Annotated in this window: 13 protein-coding genes; 2 read left to right on the top strand and 11 right to left on the bottom strand. The window is 60.6% G+C overall.

Features of this window, described 5'->3' with window-relative positions; all coding sequences use genetic code 11:
• Positions 1-56 precede the first annotated feature (56 nt).
• The 9 genes from metE to ACS5Q8_RS12820 all read right to left on the bottom strand — a co-directional run bounded on the left by metE (position 57) and on the right by ACS5Q8_RS12820 (position 11,050).
• Positions 57-2,345, bottom strand: coding sequence for a 5-methyltetrahydropteroyltriglutamate--homocysteine S-methyltransferase (gene metE, locus ACS5Q8_RS12860; RefSeq protein WP_465160276.1), 2,289 nt, complete (start codon positions 2,343-2,345; stop codon positions 57-59).
• 200 nt (positions 2,346-2,545) lie between these two features.
• Positions 2,546-3,865, bottom strand: coding sequence for an OprD family porin (locus ACS5Q8_RS12855; protein WP_276197808.1), 1,320 nt, complete (start codon positions 3,863-3,865; stop codon positions 2,546-2,548).
• A 141-nt stretch (positions 3,866-4,006) separates the two neighbouring features.
• Positions 4,007-4,840: a phosphodiesterase gene (locus ACS5Q8_RS12850; protein WP_465160275.1), complete on the bottom strand. Its 834-nt coding sequence runs from the start codon at positions 4,838-4,840 to the stop codon at positions 4,007-4,009.
• A 10-nt stretch (positions 4,841-4,850) separates the two neighbouring features.
• Positions 4,851-5,882 (bottom strand): ABC transporter ATP-binding protein, encoded by a 1,032-nt coding sequence (locus ACS5Q8_RS12845; protein WP_276197806.1) that lies wholly within the window; start codon positions 5,880-5,882, stop codon positions 4,851-4,853.
• On the bottom strand, positions 5,879-6,673 hold the full coding sequence (locus tag ACS5Q8_RS12840; RefSeq protein WP_465160274.1) for an ABC transporter permease: 795 nt from the start codon (positions 6,671-6,673) through the stop codon (positions 5,879-5,881). The genes ACS5Q8_RS12845 and ACS5Q8_RS12840 overlap by 4 nt, the downstream gene beginning before the upstream one ends.
• A complete protein-coding gene (locus ACS5Q8_RS12835; RefSeq protein ID WP_276197804.1) occupies positions 6,670-7,488 on the bottom strand; it encodes an ABC transporter permease in 819 nt (272 codons plus the stop codon). The genes ACS5Q8_RS12840 and ACS5Q8_RS12835 overlap by 4 nt, the downstream gene beginning before the upstream one ends.
• On the bottom strand, positions 7,489-8,493 hold the full coding sequence (locus tag ACS5Q8_RS12830) for an ABC transporter substrate-binding protein (protein ID WP_276197803.1): 1,005 nt from the start codon (positions 8,491-8,493) through the stop codon (positions 7,489-7,491). It abuts the gene before it with no gap.
• On the bottom strand, positions 8,477-9,496 hold the full coding sequence (locus ACS5Q8_RS12825; RefSeq protein ID WP_465160273.1) for a LacI family DNA-binding transcriptional regulator: 1,020 nt from the start codon (positions 9,494-9,496) through the stop codon (positions 8,477-8,479). The genes ACS5Q8_RS12830 and ACS5Q8_RS12825 overlap by 17 nt, the downstream gene beginning before the upstream one ends.
• Before the next feature lie 178 nt (positions 9,497-9,674).
• Positions 9,675-11,050, bottom strand: a protein-coding gene (locus ACS5Q8_RS12820) for an IS3 family transposase (protein ID WP_465159113.1) whose coding sequence is annotated in 2 segments (ribosomal slippage) — positions 9,675-10,547 and positions 10,550-11,050 — 1,374 coding nt in all. Because the reading frame shifts where the segments join, the coding sequence is not laid out codon by codon here.
• A 263-nt stretch (positions 11,051-11,313) separates the two neighbouring features.
• Between ACS5Q8_RS12820 and ACS5Q8_RS12815 the strand changes: the two genes are divergently transcribed.
• Entirely contained in the window at positions 11,314-12,411 is a 1,098-nt protein-coding gene (locus tag ACS5Q8_RS12815) for a carboxynorspermidine decarboxylase (protein WP_276197801.1), read from the top strand.
• Positions 12,412-12,439: 28 nt separating this feature from the next.
• Positions 12,440-13,684: a saccharopine dehydrogenase family protein gene (locus tag ACS5Q8_RS12810; protein WP_247402344.1), complete on the top strand. Its 1,245-nt coding sequence runs from the start codon at positions 12,440-12,442 to the stop codon at positions 13,682-13,684.
• A gap of 178 nt (positions 13,685-13,862) precedes the next feature.
• Here ACS5Q8_RS12810 and glsB read toward each other — a convergent pair whose 3' ends face one another.
• Positions 13,863-14,771: a glutaminase B gene (glsB, locus tag ACS5Q8_RS12805; RefSeq protein WP_276197800.1), complete on the bottom strand. Its 909-nt coding sequence runs from the start codon at positions 14,769-14,771 to the stop codon at positions 13,863-13,865.
• A 151-nt stretch (positions 14,772-14,922) separates the two neighbouring features.
• On the bottom strand, positions 14,923-15,564 hold the full coding sequence (locus ACS5Q8_RS12800; protein WP_276197799.1) for a ribonuclease T2 family protein: 642 nt from the start codon (positions 15,562-15,564) through the stop codon (positions 14,923-14,925).
• Between the last annotated feature and the right edge of the window lie 30 nt (positions 15,565-15,594).

Raw genomic sequence — 15,594 nt, 5'->3', positions numbered from 1 at the left:
ATTCCTCGGCGGAATAGTGGAAGGGAGCAAGCCCCTCTCCACATGTCCAGACCGTGTTAGGCCAGCTCCGCGCGCAGTTGACGCGCTGCCGTCACCATATGGATCAACGCCGCTTCAGTCTCCGGCCAGCCACGCGTTTTCAAGCCGCAGTCCGGGTTCACCCACAAACGCTCTGCCGGAATCCGCTTGGCGGCCTTGCGCAGCAGGTTGGCCATTTCCGACGCGTCCGGCACCCGTGGCGAGTGGATGTCGTAGACGCCCGGGCCGATGTCGTTCGGGTAAGCAAAGGCTTCGAACGCGTCCAGCAACTCCATGTCCGAGCGCGAGGTTTCGAGGGTGATCACGTCGGCATCCATCGCCGCGATGGACTCGATCACATCGTTGAACTCGCTGTAGCACATGTGCGTATGGATCTGGGTTTCGTCACGCACGCCGCAAGCGCACAGGCGGAATGCTTCGGTGGCCCAGTCCAGATAGTGCTGCCATTGCGCCTGGCGCAACGGCAAGCCTTCACGGAACGCAGCTTCATCGATCTGTACGATCTGGATGCCGGCGGCTTCCAGGTCGACCACTTCGTCACGGATTGCCAGGGCGAGTTGACGCGCCTGAATTTCGCGGCTCACGTCTTCACGCGGGAAGGACCACATCAGCATGGTCACCGGGCCGGTCAACATGCCCTTCATCACCTTGCGGGTCAGGCCTTGGGCGTAGCGTATCCAATCCACAGTCATCGCCTGCGGGCGGCTCAGGTCGCCGAAAATCACCGCTGGTTTCACACAGCGTGAACCGTAGCTCTGCACCCAGCCAAAGCGGGTGAACGCGTAGCCGTCCAATTGCTCGGCAAAGTATTCGACCATGTCATTGCGCTCGGCTTCACCATGCACCAGCACGTCCAGGCCGAGGTTTTCCTGCACTTCAACGGCGTGACGAATCTCGCTGTGCATCGCCTCGACGTATTCGGCTTCGCTCAACTTGCCTTGTTTGTAGGACTGACGCGCCAGGCGGATCGACGCGGTTTGTGGGAACGAACCGATGGTGGTGGTCGGGAACGGCGGCAACTTGAGGCCAGCACGTTGTGTCTCAATACGCTGCGCAAACCGCGACTGGCGCTGGCTGTCCTGGGCAGTGATCGCCGCCACGCGGGCTTGCACTGCCGGTTTGTGAATGCGCGGCGAGGCCGCACGGGCCGCCTGTACGGCGCGGCTTTCAGCCAGGGCGGCGAGCACGTTCGGCGCTTCGGGCTGGTTGACGGCCTGGGCCAGCACGGCCACTTCGGCGCACTTCTGGACCGCAAACGCCAGCCAGCTTTTCAACTCGCTATCGAGCTGGTCTTCACGGCCCAGGTCGACCGGGCTGTGCAGCAACGAGCAGGACGGCGCCACCCACAGCCGATCGCCCAGCTTCTCATGGGCGTGCTGCAGGGTGCCGAGGGCGTGTTCCAGATCGCAACGCCAGACGTTACGGCCGTTGACCACGCCCAGGGACAAGACTTTGTAGGCCGGCAGGCGGTCAAGAATGATTGGGTACTGCTCCGGTGCGCGCACCAGGTCAATGTGCAGGCCATCCACCGGCAGGTTGGCGGCCAGGCCGAGGTTTTCTTCAAGGCCACCGAAGTAAGTCGCGACCAGCTTTTTCAGCGGGTCGCGCTGGATCAGGTTGTAGGCGCGTTCGAAGGCGTTTTTCCACGCCTGCGGCAGGTCGAGTACGAGAATCGGTTCGTCGATCTGCACCCACTCCACGCCCAGGTCCGCCAGGCGCTGGAAGATCTGGCCGTACAGCGGCAGCAGGCGTTCGAGCAGGTCGAGCTTGTCGAAATCGCCGCCCTTGGCCTTGCCCAGCCACAGGTACGTCAGCGGGCCGATCACCACGGGCTTGACGGTGTGGCCCAGGTCACGCGCCTCCTTGACCTCGTCGAAGAGCTGATCCCAACCGAGGTGGAAGTGCTGGTCGACGCTGAATTCAGGCACCAGGTAGTGGTAATTGGTGTCGAACCATTTGGTCATTTCCTGAGCGTGCGCCCCGCCGCAGCAAGGGTCACTGATGCCCCGCGCCATGCCGAACAAGGTCTGCAAGGTGGCTTTGCCATCAGCCGGGCGGAAGCGCTCAGGGATCACACCGAACATCAGCGAATGGGTGAGTACCTGGTCGTACCAGGCAAAATCACCGACGGGCAACAGGTCGATGCCGGCCTGTTTTTGCAAGGCCCAATGCGCCTTGCGCAAGTCACGGCCAACGGCGTGCAGGCCGGCTTCGTCGAGTTCGCCCTTCCAAAACGCTTCCTGCGCTTTTTTCAGTTCACGATCGCGTCCAATGCGTGGAAATCCGAGGGAATGAGCGACTGCCATGACTTACAACTCCAATACCGATAGTGATGGCGGCCATTGTCGGCAGACTCGCATAGTGAGACAAACTCATTTTATTCCTGATGATCACAAGATTCACTCATGTTAATAGAGGCATGACGCGCTCGCGGCGCCTGAACACCTGACCCCTGTAGGAGCGAGCACGCTCGCTTCTACAGGAGGAATTCGATCCGTTCGGCTTGTTACATCAACGGAATCGAATAACTCACAAACACCCGATTCTGGTCCTGGTCCCGCGCCACCTCACTGCGCGACACACCGTTACGCCAGCCAAACCCGACGTCCTTGAAGGTGCCGCTCTGTACCACATAATCCAACGAGATATCCCGTTCCCACTCGCTGGCGTTATTCCCGCTGGCGGTGAGGATATGGTCGCCTTTCAAATACATCATCGACGCCTTCAAGCCCGGCACGCCCAACGCCGCGAAGTCATAGGCGTACTGCGCAAAAGCCGTGCGCTCGCCGGCCTGGATAAAGGTTTGCACCGTCCGGTCGGTGTAGAGGTACAGGCTGGAGCCCCCCTCCCCTTTGTTCACCAGGCCGCCCTGGTTGAGCTGGGCAAAGTTGCTGTCATCGGACACTTGCTGGTAACCGGCGGTAATCGCGTGGGGCCCCAGGGAGTAGATGAAGGCCGCACTCCAGGTGTTGTTGTCGATTTCACCGCTGCTATTTTTGGTATAGCCGCTGAACTTGTAGCCTTCGGCGCGTCCGGCGGCGCTGCTGTTTTTACCGTCGGAGGTGGTCTTGAAGTAACGCAGGTCGGTTTTCAACGAACCGTAGTCGCCCAGCGGCAATACATGAATCAAGCCGGCAAAGTGTTGTTGGTAATAGTCTTCGAGGTTGGCGTAGTAGTACTGGACCATCAGGTCCTTGGTCAGCTGGTAGTCGGCACCGGCGTAGGTGAATTTATTGCTTTCCTGGGTGCCGCCCGCCGCTGCCAGGCCACTGCGGTCGCTGGAGCCGCGCCCGGTGGTGTGTTGAAGCTGGCCGCCGATCAGGGTCAGGTTGTCGATGTCTTTACTGGTGAGCTGCCCGCCTTCGAACGATTGCGGCAATAGGCGGCCATCGTTGCTCACCAGGATCGGCAGGTTCGGGCGCAGGTAGCCGTAGCGCGCTTCGGTCTTGGCGAAACGCGCCTTGGCCGTGGCGCCGCCGCGGGCCCAATTGTCGACGGCTTTGCCGTCATCGCTGGGGATCATCGAACTGCCGACATGGCGGCCGGCACCGCTATCGAGGGTCATGCCGAGCATGCCGACTGCGTCTAGGCCAAAGCCGACGGTGCCGTCGGTAAAGCCCGACTGGTAATTGAGCATGAACGCCTGGCCCCACTCTTCAGTCTTCGACGGCGCGGCGGTGCCGTCGCGGTTGTCGTTGTTGAAGTAGAAGTTGCGCATACTCAAGTTGGCTTTGCTGTCGCTCAAAAAATCGGCCGAAGCCAGGGGGCTCAGGGCGATGCCCAGGCTGCCGGTCAATAGGCTTAATACATTCAAAGTAGCTTTCATCAGGACGAACTCCGGCGCGGAATCCAAGTTCCGGGCGCTAAAAAAAATAGACAGCAGGAAGCACGCGGCCACACTGGAGTTGGCCGTTGCGTTAACTAACGTTCAGTTACTTGGTTGGGTGAAGTGAACCTCCGTAAAACCTCAGTCAATCAATCCATGAGCGTCATAAAACGGATACGGCCCCGGGTAGTCCCCGAACACGCCGTTGTGGCTGACCAACCCCTGTTGCGCATCCCAGCGATGCAACAAGTAACCCGCCGGTTCCAGGTTGAAATGCGCTGGCGCGGCGTCTTGCAGATCCAGCACGATCTGATGGGACGTGCCAGGGCATACACAGCTCAAACTGCCGCCGAAACGCCGCTGCATCGACCGGTGCAAATGCCCGCACAGCAGGCGTTCCACTTGCGGGTGGCGCGCCACGACAGTTTCGAGGGCGGCGGCATTGATAAAGCGCTCGCGGTCCATATGGCCGATGCCGCTGATAAACGGCGGGTGATGCAGGATCAGCACGGTCGGCGCTTGCGGACGCAGTGCCAACTGGTCGTCGAGCCACTGCAACTGGCTGTCCAGCAGTTGGCCGCCATGACCACCGGGGATGGTGGAGTCGAGGCCGATCAGGCGCAGCGGGTGTGCGTCGACGACCCAATCCAACGGGCCCGCCGGCGAACTCGGCAAGTAGGTGTGATCGCCGAACGCGTCCAGCAACGGCCCGCGCGCGTCATGGTTGCCGGGCACCAGGTAGCAAGGCATGTGCAGGCGTGCCAGTTCAGGGTGCAGCACGGCGTATTCATCGGCACGGCCGAAGTCGACCAGGTCGCCGCTGATCACCACGATATCGGGGCGTGGGTGGCTGGCGTTCAGATGGTCGACGGCGCGGCGCAGCGCACCCAACGTGTCGACCACGCCGTAAGTCAGGCGCTGACCGGCTTTAAGGTGCAGATCGCTGATCTGCGCAACAAGAAACGGACGGTTCAAAAGGCAACTCTCACGCATTCAGGGTGAACAACATGTGCGGCGCAATGGCCAAGGCAATCGGCGCGCCGACGGCGTATAGCTGGTGGTCGTTGCTGTCGACCAACAACGGTTGCGGGCCGCCCACATCCACCAGCAGGCGGCTTTGCGCACCTTGGAAAAACTGCGCCAGCAGATGGCCGTGCAGATGCCCTTCGTGCTCCATCACCCGCAAGTGTTCGGGGCGGCAGTACACGGTGCCGGGCAACTGCGCTGTATGCCACGGCAACTCGCCGCCGCAGACTTTCAAACCATGGGGTGACGGCTCAATGACGTGGAAGGCATTCAGGTTGCCGACAAAGCCTGCGACGAAGGCGTTGGCGGGTTTCTGGTAGATGTCCCGTGGGCTGGCCAGTTGCGCGACGCGGCCGTGCTCCATCACCAGGATGCGATCACCCAGGGCCATGGCTTCACCCTGGTCGTGGGTGACAAACACCGAGGTGATACCGAGGCCCCGCAGCAGTTGATTCAACTCACTGCGCAGGCGCTCACGCAATTGCGCATCGAGGGCGGCCAGGGGTTCGTCCAGCAACAGCACCTTGGGGCGCGGCGCCAGCGCACGGGCCAAGGCCACGCGCTGGCGTTGGCCACCCGAGAGCTCGTGGATGCTGCGCTTGCCATGGTGTTGCAAACCCACCAGCTCCAGCAGTTCCTCACAGCGCTTGTTGCGCTCCGCTGGCGACATGCCGCGAATCTTCAGGCCATAGACGATATTCCCGGCCACATCCAGGTTGGGAAACAGCGCATAGTTCTGGAACACCATGCCCACATCACGGCGCTCGATGGGCAGACGCGTGACAGCCTGGTCGCCGAAGAACACCTGGCCCACATCCGGGCGTTCCAGGCCGGCGATCAGGCGTAACGTGGTGGTTTTGCCGCAACCGGACGGGCCGAGAATGGCGAGGGTTTCGCCGCCTTCGACGGTCAGGTCCAAGTCATGCACGGCCACGGTGCCGTCGGCGAACGCCTTGCGGCAACCTTGCAGGCGGATAGTGATAGCGGTCATCGACGCTCTCCACGGGACAAACGAGCACTGATGGCCTGCAACGCAATCAGCAGCGGCACGATCATCAGCAAAAAGATAAGGGTGTAGGCGCTGGCGATTTCCAGGCGCGCCGAGGCGTAGCTGTCGGCCAGGCCCACGGGCAGGGTCTTGGTCATGGGCGTATGCAGCATCCAGGTCAGGTTGAATTCACCCAGCGACAAGGTGACCACCATCAGCACACCCGCGAGAATGCCCGCCCGGCAATTGGGCACCACCACGCTGAAAAAGCGCTTGATGGGACCTGCGCCCAGGCTGGCCGCCGCTTCCTCCAATACCGGCAAGTGCTGGCGCTGCATCACCGCCATCACCGGGCGCACCAAAAACGGCAAGGTGAACAGCACATGGCCGACCAAAATGAACAGCCAACTGCTGCGAAACGCGCCGAACTGGCCGTAGGTCAACAGTAAGGCCAGCGCGCTGGCCAGCCCCGGCATCGCCACCGGCAGCACCATCAGTTCCTCGAAAGCGCGACTGAAGCGATTGTTCATGCACACCAGCGCGTAGGCCGCCGGCACGCCGATCACGCAGACGCACACCGCGCAGGCCAGGGCCAGTTGCAGCGACAACCACACCGTCGGCGAATAGGCCTGCCAGACCTGGATCAACCAATCGAAGGTCAAGCCACTGGACAGGCCCATAAAGAAATTGCGCGTGAGCCCGGCCAGCAACGACATCAACACCGGCACCAACATGAAGGCGCACACCAACAGGGTAAACAGCAGTTGCATCACGAACAGCGATGAGCGCTTCACAGGACGGTCCCCGCGTTTTTCACCCAGCGCCGGGTGAGCAGCAACACCACCCAGGTCAGCGCGCCCAACACCACAGAGAGCGCCGCGGCGACGGCAAAGTTGGCGTAGTTGGTGAACACGTTGTAGATGGCCACCGGGGTCACGTTCAGCCGCGTGCCCAAGGTGAACGCCGTACCGAAGGCGCCCATGGACGTGGCAAAGCAAATCGCCCCGCAGGACGCCAACGCCGGTGCCAGGCCCGGCACGATCACATCGCACACCACGCGCCAATGCCCTGCTCCCAGCGAGTGCGCGGCTTCTTCCAGGCTGCGGTCAAGGCTTTCGCACGCGGCCATCACCGTGAGGATCACCCGTGGGATCGAGAAGTACAGATAGCCGACAAACAACCCGGCCAGCGAGTAAGCGAAGATCCAGCGCTCACCGACCAACTGCAGGCCCAGGGACGCCAGCAAGCCCTGGCGCCCGGCCAACAGGATCACCAGAAAGCCCACCACAACACCCGGGAATGCCAACGGAAACGTCAGCAACGCAACCAGCGCCGAGCGCCCGAAGAAATGCTGGCGCGCCAGGAATACAGCGCTGATGCCGCCGATCAGTAACGCCACAAGCGTGACGAACATCGCCAGCGCACAGGTTTGCGCCAGGCTGCCTAGATACTGCGCGCTGCTGAGTACCTGCCAGTAACCGCTGCCGTTGCTGTCGCGGCTCTCGGCGCCGAGCACCATCAAGTGCGCCAGCGGCAACAGCCAGAACGCGAGCAGCACCGCAAAGGCCGGGGCCAGGGCCCAGGCGGCGTGTCTTGCCGATGCGGCCACTTACTTGACCTCGTTCAGGTAACGAGCGGCAAAGGCTTCCTGCACGGCGGCCATTTTCTGGTAGTCCACCACACCGGCGCGGGCGTAATCGCTGTCGGGCAGGAACTGCGCGGCGACCTCGGCCGGCATCTGCACCGGGCGTATCGGGCGCAGGTATGCCTTCGCCCATAGCGCCTGGCCTGCATCGGACAGGACGAAATCGAGGACTTTTTCGCCATTGGCGCGGTGCGGCGCGTTGGCCACCAGGCTCATCACGTAGGGCACGCTGATGCTGCCTTCCTTGGGAATCACGAACGCGACGTTGGCGTTGTCTTTGTAGCGTGCGCGGTAGGCGTTGAAGTCGTAGTCCACCAGGATTGGCAACTCACCGGACAACACCCGTGCATAGGCGGTTTGCTTGGGCACGATCGGGGCGTTTTTCGCCAGTGCCTGGAAGTAGTTGATGGCCGGGGCAAAGTTGTCCAGGTCGCCGCCCAGGGCGCGGTTGATCGCCACCGCCGACACGTAGCCGACAAACGCGCTGGACGGGTCCAGGTAGCCGACCATGCCTTTGTATTCAGGCTTGAGCAGGTCGGCCCAGCTTTGCGGCACCGGCAAGCCACCCAGGGCATCGACATTGACCATAATGCCCAGGGTGCCGGAGTGGATGGCGAACCATTGGCCGGACGGGTCTTTCAAACCGACGGGAATCTGCTCCCAACCCTTGGGTTTGTAGCCATCGACCACGCCGGCCTTTTGCGCCTGCAGGCCGAAGGTCACGCCGTAATACACCACGTCGGCCACCGGAGCGGCTTTCTCCGCCACCAACTGCGCCAGGGACTGGCCGGAGTTCTTGTTGTCCAGCGGCACCTGCACGCCGGTGCTGGAAGCGATGGCCTTGAGCTGGGTGCCCCAATCGGCCCAGTCCGGCGGGCAGTTGTAGCAAATCGCCGTGTCGGCGGCCTGGGCTAGGCTGGCCATACCGCACAGCAGCACGGCTGCCAGGGTTTTACTGAATACGCGCATCGAGGGTCTCCTCATGGGGTTGAGTGCTTTCACCCGGCCGGATATGGCAAGGCAGGCAATGGGAAATCGGGACGTTGCCGGCGATCTGCGCCAGCAACTGGTCAATCACGGTGCTGGCGAGCAACGCGATGGGCTGCACCACGCTGCACAACGTCGGGTGCATCTGGGTGCCGAGGGCGATGCCATCGAAGCCCATCACTGACAGTTGCTCGGGTACGTTCCAGGCGTTGCGGCGCAGCTCGGCGATCAGGCTGATCGCCAGGAAGTCGTTGGAGCACACCAGCGCGGTCGGCGCATCCGGGCCTTTGAGAAACGGTGCGATGGCGGCGAATTCAGCCTGCGTGTGGGCCGGCATTTCGATCACCGGGCGAGCTTGGAGGCCATGTTCTTTCATCCCATCGCAATAACCGGCGTAACGCAGACGTGCGCGGTCGGACTGCAACGCGGGGCCGGCGACCATGCTGATGCGCCGGTGCCCCGCTTCCAGCAAATAGCGCGTAGCCAGGGCCATACCGGCGCGGTTGTCGACAGACACGGCGCTGTAGTCGGGGTTGCTGGGTTGGTGGTAGGCCAGCACAAACGGCGTCTGCTCGCTGGACAGGCTGTGCAGCACGCTGTTGCTTTCGGCATCCGTTACCGTCAGCACCAGGCCGTCGACGCGCTGGCGCAGCAACTCTTCCACCACAATGCTTTCGCGCTCGCTGCTGTAGTCGGTGGTTGCCAGCAACAGGCTGTAGCCGCGCAAACGGGCCGCACGCTCCATGGCCTGCAATTGCTCGGCGAAGACGGGGTTGAGCAAATTGGGCACCACCAAGCCGATCAAGTTGGTGGTTTGCAGCCGCAACTGGCGGCCGAGCAAGTTAGGCCGAAAACCCAGCTCGCGGGCAGCGGCGAACACCTGTTCACGCGTCGCCGGGCGCACCTGGTCGGGAGAGGCAAAGGTGCGGGCAGCGGTCGCGCGGGATACCCCGGCCAGCCGTGCAACGTCTTTCAAGTCAGTCATTGTCACTCGCTTGAGATCGATCTCATTGGCGACGACAGTAACGGCGCAATGTGGCAGGAACGTGGAGGGCAGATGACGGTTTGGTGTCAGCGCCCTGGATACACCGCGATCCCAATGTGGGAGGGGGCTTGCCCCCGATAGCGTTGTGAAGTGCGCCCCAAAAGTTGGACAGTGATTGTTAGGCTACAGCGGACCTGGCTCTGTACGCTACAGGGCTCAGTCCGCCAAGTTTCGTTTTGATTCGCTTATGGTTGTAGTAATGGATGTATTCAGCCAGTCCAGCCTGCAACTGAGCCACACTCTCGAAGCTTTCCCGGTAGTAAAACTCTGACTTCAACGTGCCGAAGAAGCTCTCCATTGTGGCGTTGTCATAGCAGTTTCCTCTGCGTGACATGCTCTGTTCCAACCCTGCTTTTTCTAGTCGATCCCGGTACTTCGGGTATCGATAGTGCCAACCTTGATCCGAGTGCAACATGGGCTTGACGCCCTCAGGCAAGCGCTCAAGAGCTTGTTCCAGCATGTCGCCCACCAGGGCATATTGGGGGCGCGTGGCGGTTTGATAGGCCACAATTTCTCCGTTGTACAAGTCTAAAACTGGAGACAGATATAGCTTTTCGCCTGCCACTTTGAACTCGGTGACATCCGTTACCCATTTCTGATTCGGTTGCTCAGCCTCGAACTGACGAGCCAGGATGTTAGGCGATACTTCTCCCATTGGTCCTCGATACGATCTGTATTTCTTCGGTCGCACCGTACATTTCAGACTCAACTCCCCCATCAGTCGCCGCACAGTTTTACTGTTGATCAACTGTCCGTCGCTCCGCAGAGCTAAAGTCATACGGCGATAGCCGAATCGCCCCTTATGCTCGTCTTGAAGGCTCTGGATAGAGGCTTTTAGCGAAACGAACCGGTCTGCTCCGTCCATCGCCTTGAGTTGGTAGTAGTACGTGCTGCGGGCGAGCCCAGCCAGCTTGAGCAAATGGTCCAAGGGGAAGCTGTGCCTCAACTCAGAGACTAATTGGGCTTTTTCTTCGCTTCTTTCTCGCGCCTCATCACTGCCTCGCCTAACTCCCCAAGCTTTTTTAGGTAGGCGTTCTCCATGCGCAAATACTGGAGTTCATCAAGTAAAGCCTTGTGAGCACGTTCTTGGTCGGTGAGTGGAATGGCCGTTTTTCGAGGTTTAGCAGGTAGCTTGGACATAGCGGTATTCGATCCTTTTTCCCCTGAGGCCAGGGCTTCAATACCGCCACTGTAATACTGCTGCTGCCATCTGCCCACTTGGGTAGAGTCACCCAGATTGAAGAGTGCCGCTGCGCGGCGAAAAGAAAGGGAGTCACGCCACATGCGTTGCAGAACGGAGAACTTGAACAAAGCACTGTAACGTCCACCGGTACTACTCAGACTGGCCTCACCGTGCAGCCGGTAAGCTTCCACCCAACGGCGAAGTAAAGTGGGGTCCATTTGAAATCGAGCAGCAATATGGCGAAAGCCTCGGCCTCGTTCCAGGAAGGCGGTAATGGCGGAAAGCTTGAACTGCGTTGTGTACTTGCTCATGAAAAAGCCCCAGGAGTTGGATGGGTGTCCAACTTCTGGGGCGCACTTCATTGTGTCAGACACCCGATAGGCCAGCTGATCCACCGCCATCGGGAGCAAGCCCCCTCCCACATTGGGCCGGTGTATGCCGTTGGAATAGTCATATTCCGGGACTATGCTTGGAAACCCGACGCGCAAAATCCGCCCGCTAACCTTCCGATCTGCGCCAAGTGCGGGCACAATGCGTGTCCTTTTTTGGCAGGCACCGCCGTAGGCTCTCAAAAATGATCAAAACGCCGTACTACCTCATCGATAAACAGAAACTTCTGGTCAACATGCAGAAGATTGCCTACGTGCGCGAACAGTCCGGCGCCAAGGCGTTGCTGGCGCTCAAGTGCTTTGCCACCTGGTCGGTGTTTGACTTGATGCAGCAATACATGGACGGCACCACGTCGTCGTCGCTGTATGAATTGAAGCTCGGTCGCCAGAAATTCGAAGGCGAGGCGCACGCCTACAGCGTGGCCTGGGCCGACGACGAAATCGAAGAGATGCTGGATAACTGCGACAAGATCATCTTCAACTCCATCAGCCAACTGCAGCGCTTTGCCGAGCGTTCCGAGGGCAAGACCCGCGGCCTGCGCGTCAACCCGCAGGTGAGCAGCTCCGACTACCTGCTGGCCGACCCGGCGCGCCCGTTCAGCCGTCTGGGCGAATGGGACCCGGTGAAAATCGAAGGCGTGATCGAGCAGATCTCCGGCTTCATGTTCCACAACAACTGCGAAAACGACGACTTCAGCCTGTTCGACGAGATGCTGTGTACCATCGAAGAGCGCTTCGGTGCGCTGCTGCACAAGGTCAATTGGGTCAGTCTCGGCGGCGGCATCCACTTCACCGGCGAAGGCTATGCGCTGGACGCGTTCTGCGCACGCTTGAAAGCCTTCTCGCAGAAGTACGACGTGCAGGTGTACCTGGAACCCGGCGAAGCCGCGATCACCAACAGCGCCTCGCTGGAAGTCACCGTGCTCGACACCCTCTACAACGGCAAACACCTGGCCGTGGTCGACAGTTCCATCGAAGCGCACCTGCTGGACCTGCTGATCTACCGCCTCAACGCCAAGCTGGCGCCGAGCGCGGGTGAACACACCTACATGGTATGCGGCAAATCCTGCCTGGCCGGGGACATTTTCGGCGAGTATCAATTTGATCGTCCGTTGGCCATCGGCGATCGGCTGTCGTTCATCGACACCGCGGGCTACACCATGGTCAAGAAAAACTGGTTCAACGGCCTGAAAATGCCGTCCATCGTAGTGAAACAACTCGACGGTACAGTCGAAGTGGTTCGTGAATTTGGTTACGACGACTACCTGTCCAGCCTTTCGTAAGCTGGCGGATAAAGGAGAGATAAAGCAATTGAAAAAGAACGTTCTTATCATTGGTGCAGGAGGTGTCGCCAAGGTGGTGGCCCACAAGTGCGCGCAGCACAACGACGAACTCGGTCGTATTGCTATCGCGTCGCGCAACATCTCCAAATGCCAGGCCATCATCGACAGCGTCAAGGCCAAGGGTAGCCTCAAAGTACCCGCCGACATCCAAGCCTTTGCGCTGAACGCCCTGGACGTGGAAGCGACCAAGGCCCTGATCCGCGAGACACAATCGCAGATCGTCATCAACGTTGGCTCCGCGTTCCTCAACATGTCGGTGCTGCGTGCCTGCATCGATACCGGCGTGGCTTACCTCGACACCGCCATCCACGAAGAGCCGGGCAAGGTCTGCGAGACCCCGCCGTGGTACGGCAACTACGAATGGAACCACCTGGAAGAGTGCAAACAGAAGAACATCACCGCCATTCTTGGCGTGGGCTTCGACCCGGGTGTCGTCAACGCGTATGCCGCGCTGGCGCAGCAAGAGCATTTCGACCGCATTGATTCGATCGACATTCTCGACGTCAATGCCGGCTCCCATGGCAAATACTTCGCCACCAATTTCGACCCGGAAATCAACTTCCGCGAATTCACCGGACAGGTGTGGAGCTGGCAGAACAGCCAGTGGACCAGCAATACCATGTTCGAAGTCAAACGCACCGACGACTTGCCGGTGGTCGGTTCGCAGAACCTGTACCTGACCGGCCACGATGAAGTCCACTCGCTGTCGAAAAACCTCGACGTGCCCAACGTGCGCTTCTGGATGAGCTTCGGTGAACACTACATCAACGTGTTCACCGTACTGAACAGCCTCGGCCTGCTCTCCGAAAAGCCGGTCACCACCGCCGAAGGCCTGCAAGTGGTGCCGTTGAAAGTGGTCAAGGCCGTGCTGCCCGACCCGTCTTCACTCGCCCCTGGCTACACCGGCAAGACCTGCATCGGCGACCTGGTCAAAGGCACCAAGGATGGCCAGCCACGCGAGATGTTCATCTACAACGTGGCGTGCCATGAAGCAGCCTTTGCGGAAACTGAAAGCCAGGGCATTTCCTACACCGCAGGCGTGCCACCCGTCGCCGCTGCGCTGCTGGTTGCACGTGGCGAGTGGGATGTGAAACACATGGCCAACGTTGAGGAGCTGCCGGCTGAGCCGTTCCTCAAGGCGCTGGACGTGATGGGCTTGCCGACTCGAATCAAAGACGAGCACGGTGATCGGGCTTGGGATGCGATTGCCTGATAGGCGATAGCTGACCGAACCAAAATGTGGGAGGGGGCTTGCCCCCGATAGCGGTAGATCAGTCACAGCTGTATTGACTGACACACTGTAATCGGGGGCAAGCCCCCTCCCACATTTGGATTCGTGATGCTGTGAGACCAGGCGTCTTAAAATCGCTCCTGCACACACGGAAGCAATCTCAAAACACCGACCAGCCAATCCGCTCACTCAACAACTCCAGCGCCTTGATCCCCGCCAGCGAATTCCCCGCCGCGTTCAACTCCGGCGACCACACGCACACCGTGAACTGCCCCGGCACCACCGCGACAATGCCGCCGCCGACCCCGCTCTTGCCCGGCAAGCCCACGCGATAGGCGAAATTTCCCGCTTCGTCATACAGCCCGCTAGTGGCCATGATCGAGTTGACCTGTTTGGTCTGGCGAGCGGTCAGTATCTGCTCGCCGCTGTGGGCACTTACCCCCTCGTTGGCCAGGAAGCTGAACGCCTTGGACAAATCCAGGCAACTCATTTGTAGCGCACAGTAATTGAAGTAACTGTGCAGCACCGCGTCGACGTCGTTATGGAAGTTGCCGAACGACTTCATCAGGTAGGCCATGGCCGCATTGCGTGCGCCGTGTTGCGCTTCCGACTCGGCGACGACGCTGTTGACCAGGATCTGCGGGTTGCCCGACAGGCGCCGCACAAAGTCGCGCATCGACAGAATCGGCACGGCAAAGCGTGACTGATTGATATCGCAGATCACCAGCGCGCCGGCATTGATAAAGGGGTTGCGTGGGCGGCCGCGTTCGAACTCCAGCTGCACCAGCGAGTTGAACGGCTGGCCCGAGGGCTCGTGGCCCAGGCGCTCCCAGATGGTTTCGCCGCCGTGATCGATGGCTTGCACCAGGCTGAATACCTTGGAAATGCTCTGCACCGAGAACAGGGTATCGGCATCCCCGGCGCAGTAGGCCGTGCCGTCATTGCCGTACACAGCGATCCCCAGTTGATCAGCGGGTACGTCGGCCAGCGCGGGGATGTAGTCGGCAACGTTGCCGAGACCGATCAGTGGACGAACTTCGTCGAGAATCGACTCCAACAGCGCCTGCATGTCTTGTCCTGTCATCGTTCTTTGAATCAGTGGTAAGCGGGGCGCGCAGGATACTTCAATGTGCGCGGTAGTCCCACTGGCGGCGATGACGGGGGGCGGCGTCAACCGCTGCCACTGCGGACATTGCATTGCACTCGCTGCAACCGCTTGATCAGCGCTGAACCGGAATCCGGATATCCCCGCCCCGGCACTGGGTTTTCACACTCTTGGGGCAGCCGGCAAAATGCAGTTCCTTGCTCAGGCACACCCGCACTTCGGACAACACCTTGCCCTTGCAGATCACCGCCACGCCATGGTTGCCCATGGCCGGGTTACTCTCGCGAAACAGCGCCTCAATCTCCCGCGCCTCCAGGTAGCCTGGCACGTTGAACGGCTGCAATTGCTGCGGGATCTGCACCGTGGCCAAGGCCGCATCAGTGGCTTCCAGGTAGCGCGAGGCGCCCAGACCGCTACAGGTGCCATGTTTGGACCATTCATGCTTGAGCAATGCCTGCGTCGGGAACACCAACGCGCCTTTGGCCAGCTCATCTGCCGACAGCCGCGACTGCGCATCGCACGACGCGGGCCAGCCACCCTGCGCGTATTGCGGCCATAGCCCATGCAATACAAACCCGTAGCCTTTGCCGCTGCATTGCTCGTTGTTCGGGTGCGCCAGGCAGAACGTCGGCGACCACGACAGCGACAGCACATAAAAATCAAAGTCCCCCGTCGGCCGCTGCTCCCGTGGCGCCGCCTGCGTCGCCACACTTGCCAGTACCCACCCCACGGCCAGCCAGGCTGCCTTGTATTTCATCCGTCTGTTCCTTGAAAAAAATAAGCCCGC

The organism is Pseudomonas sp. PAMC25584, from assembly GCF_058135675.1.
Note: the sequence above shows the minus strand (reverse complement) of the source record. Positions and strands in the feature narration are given on the sequence as shown.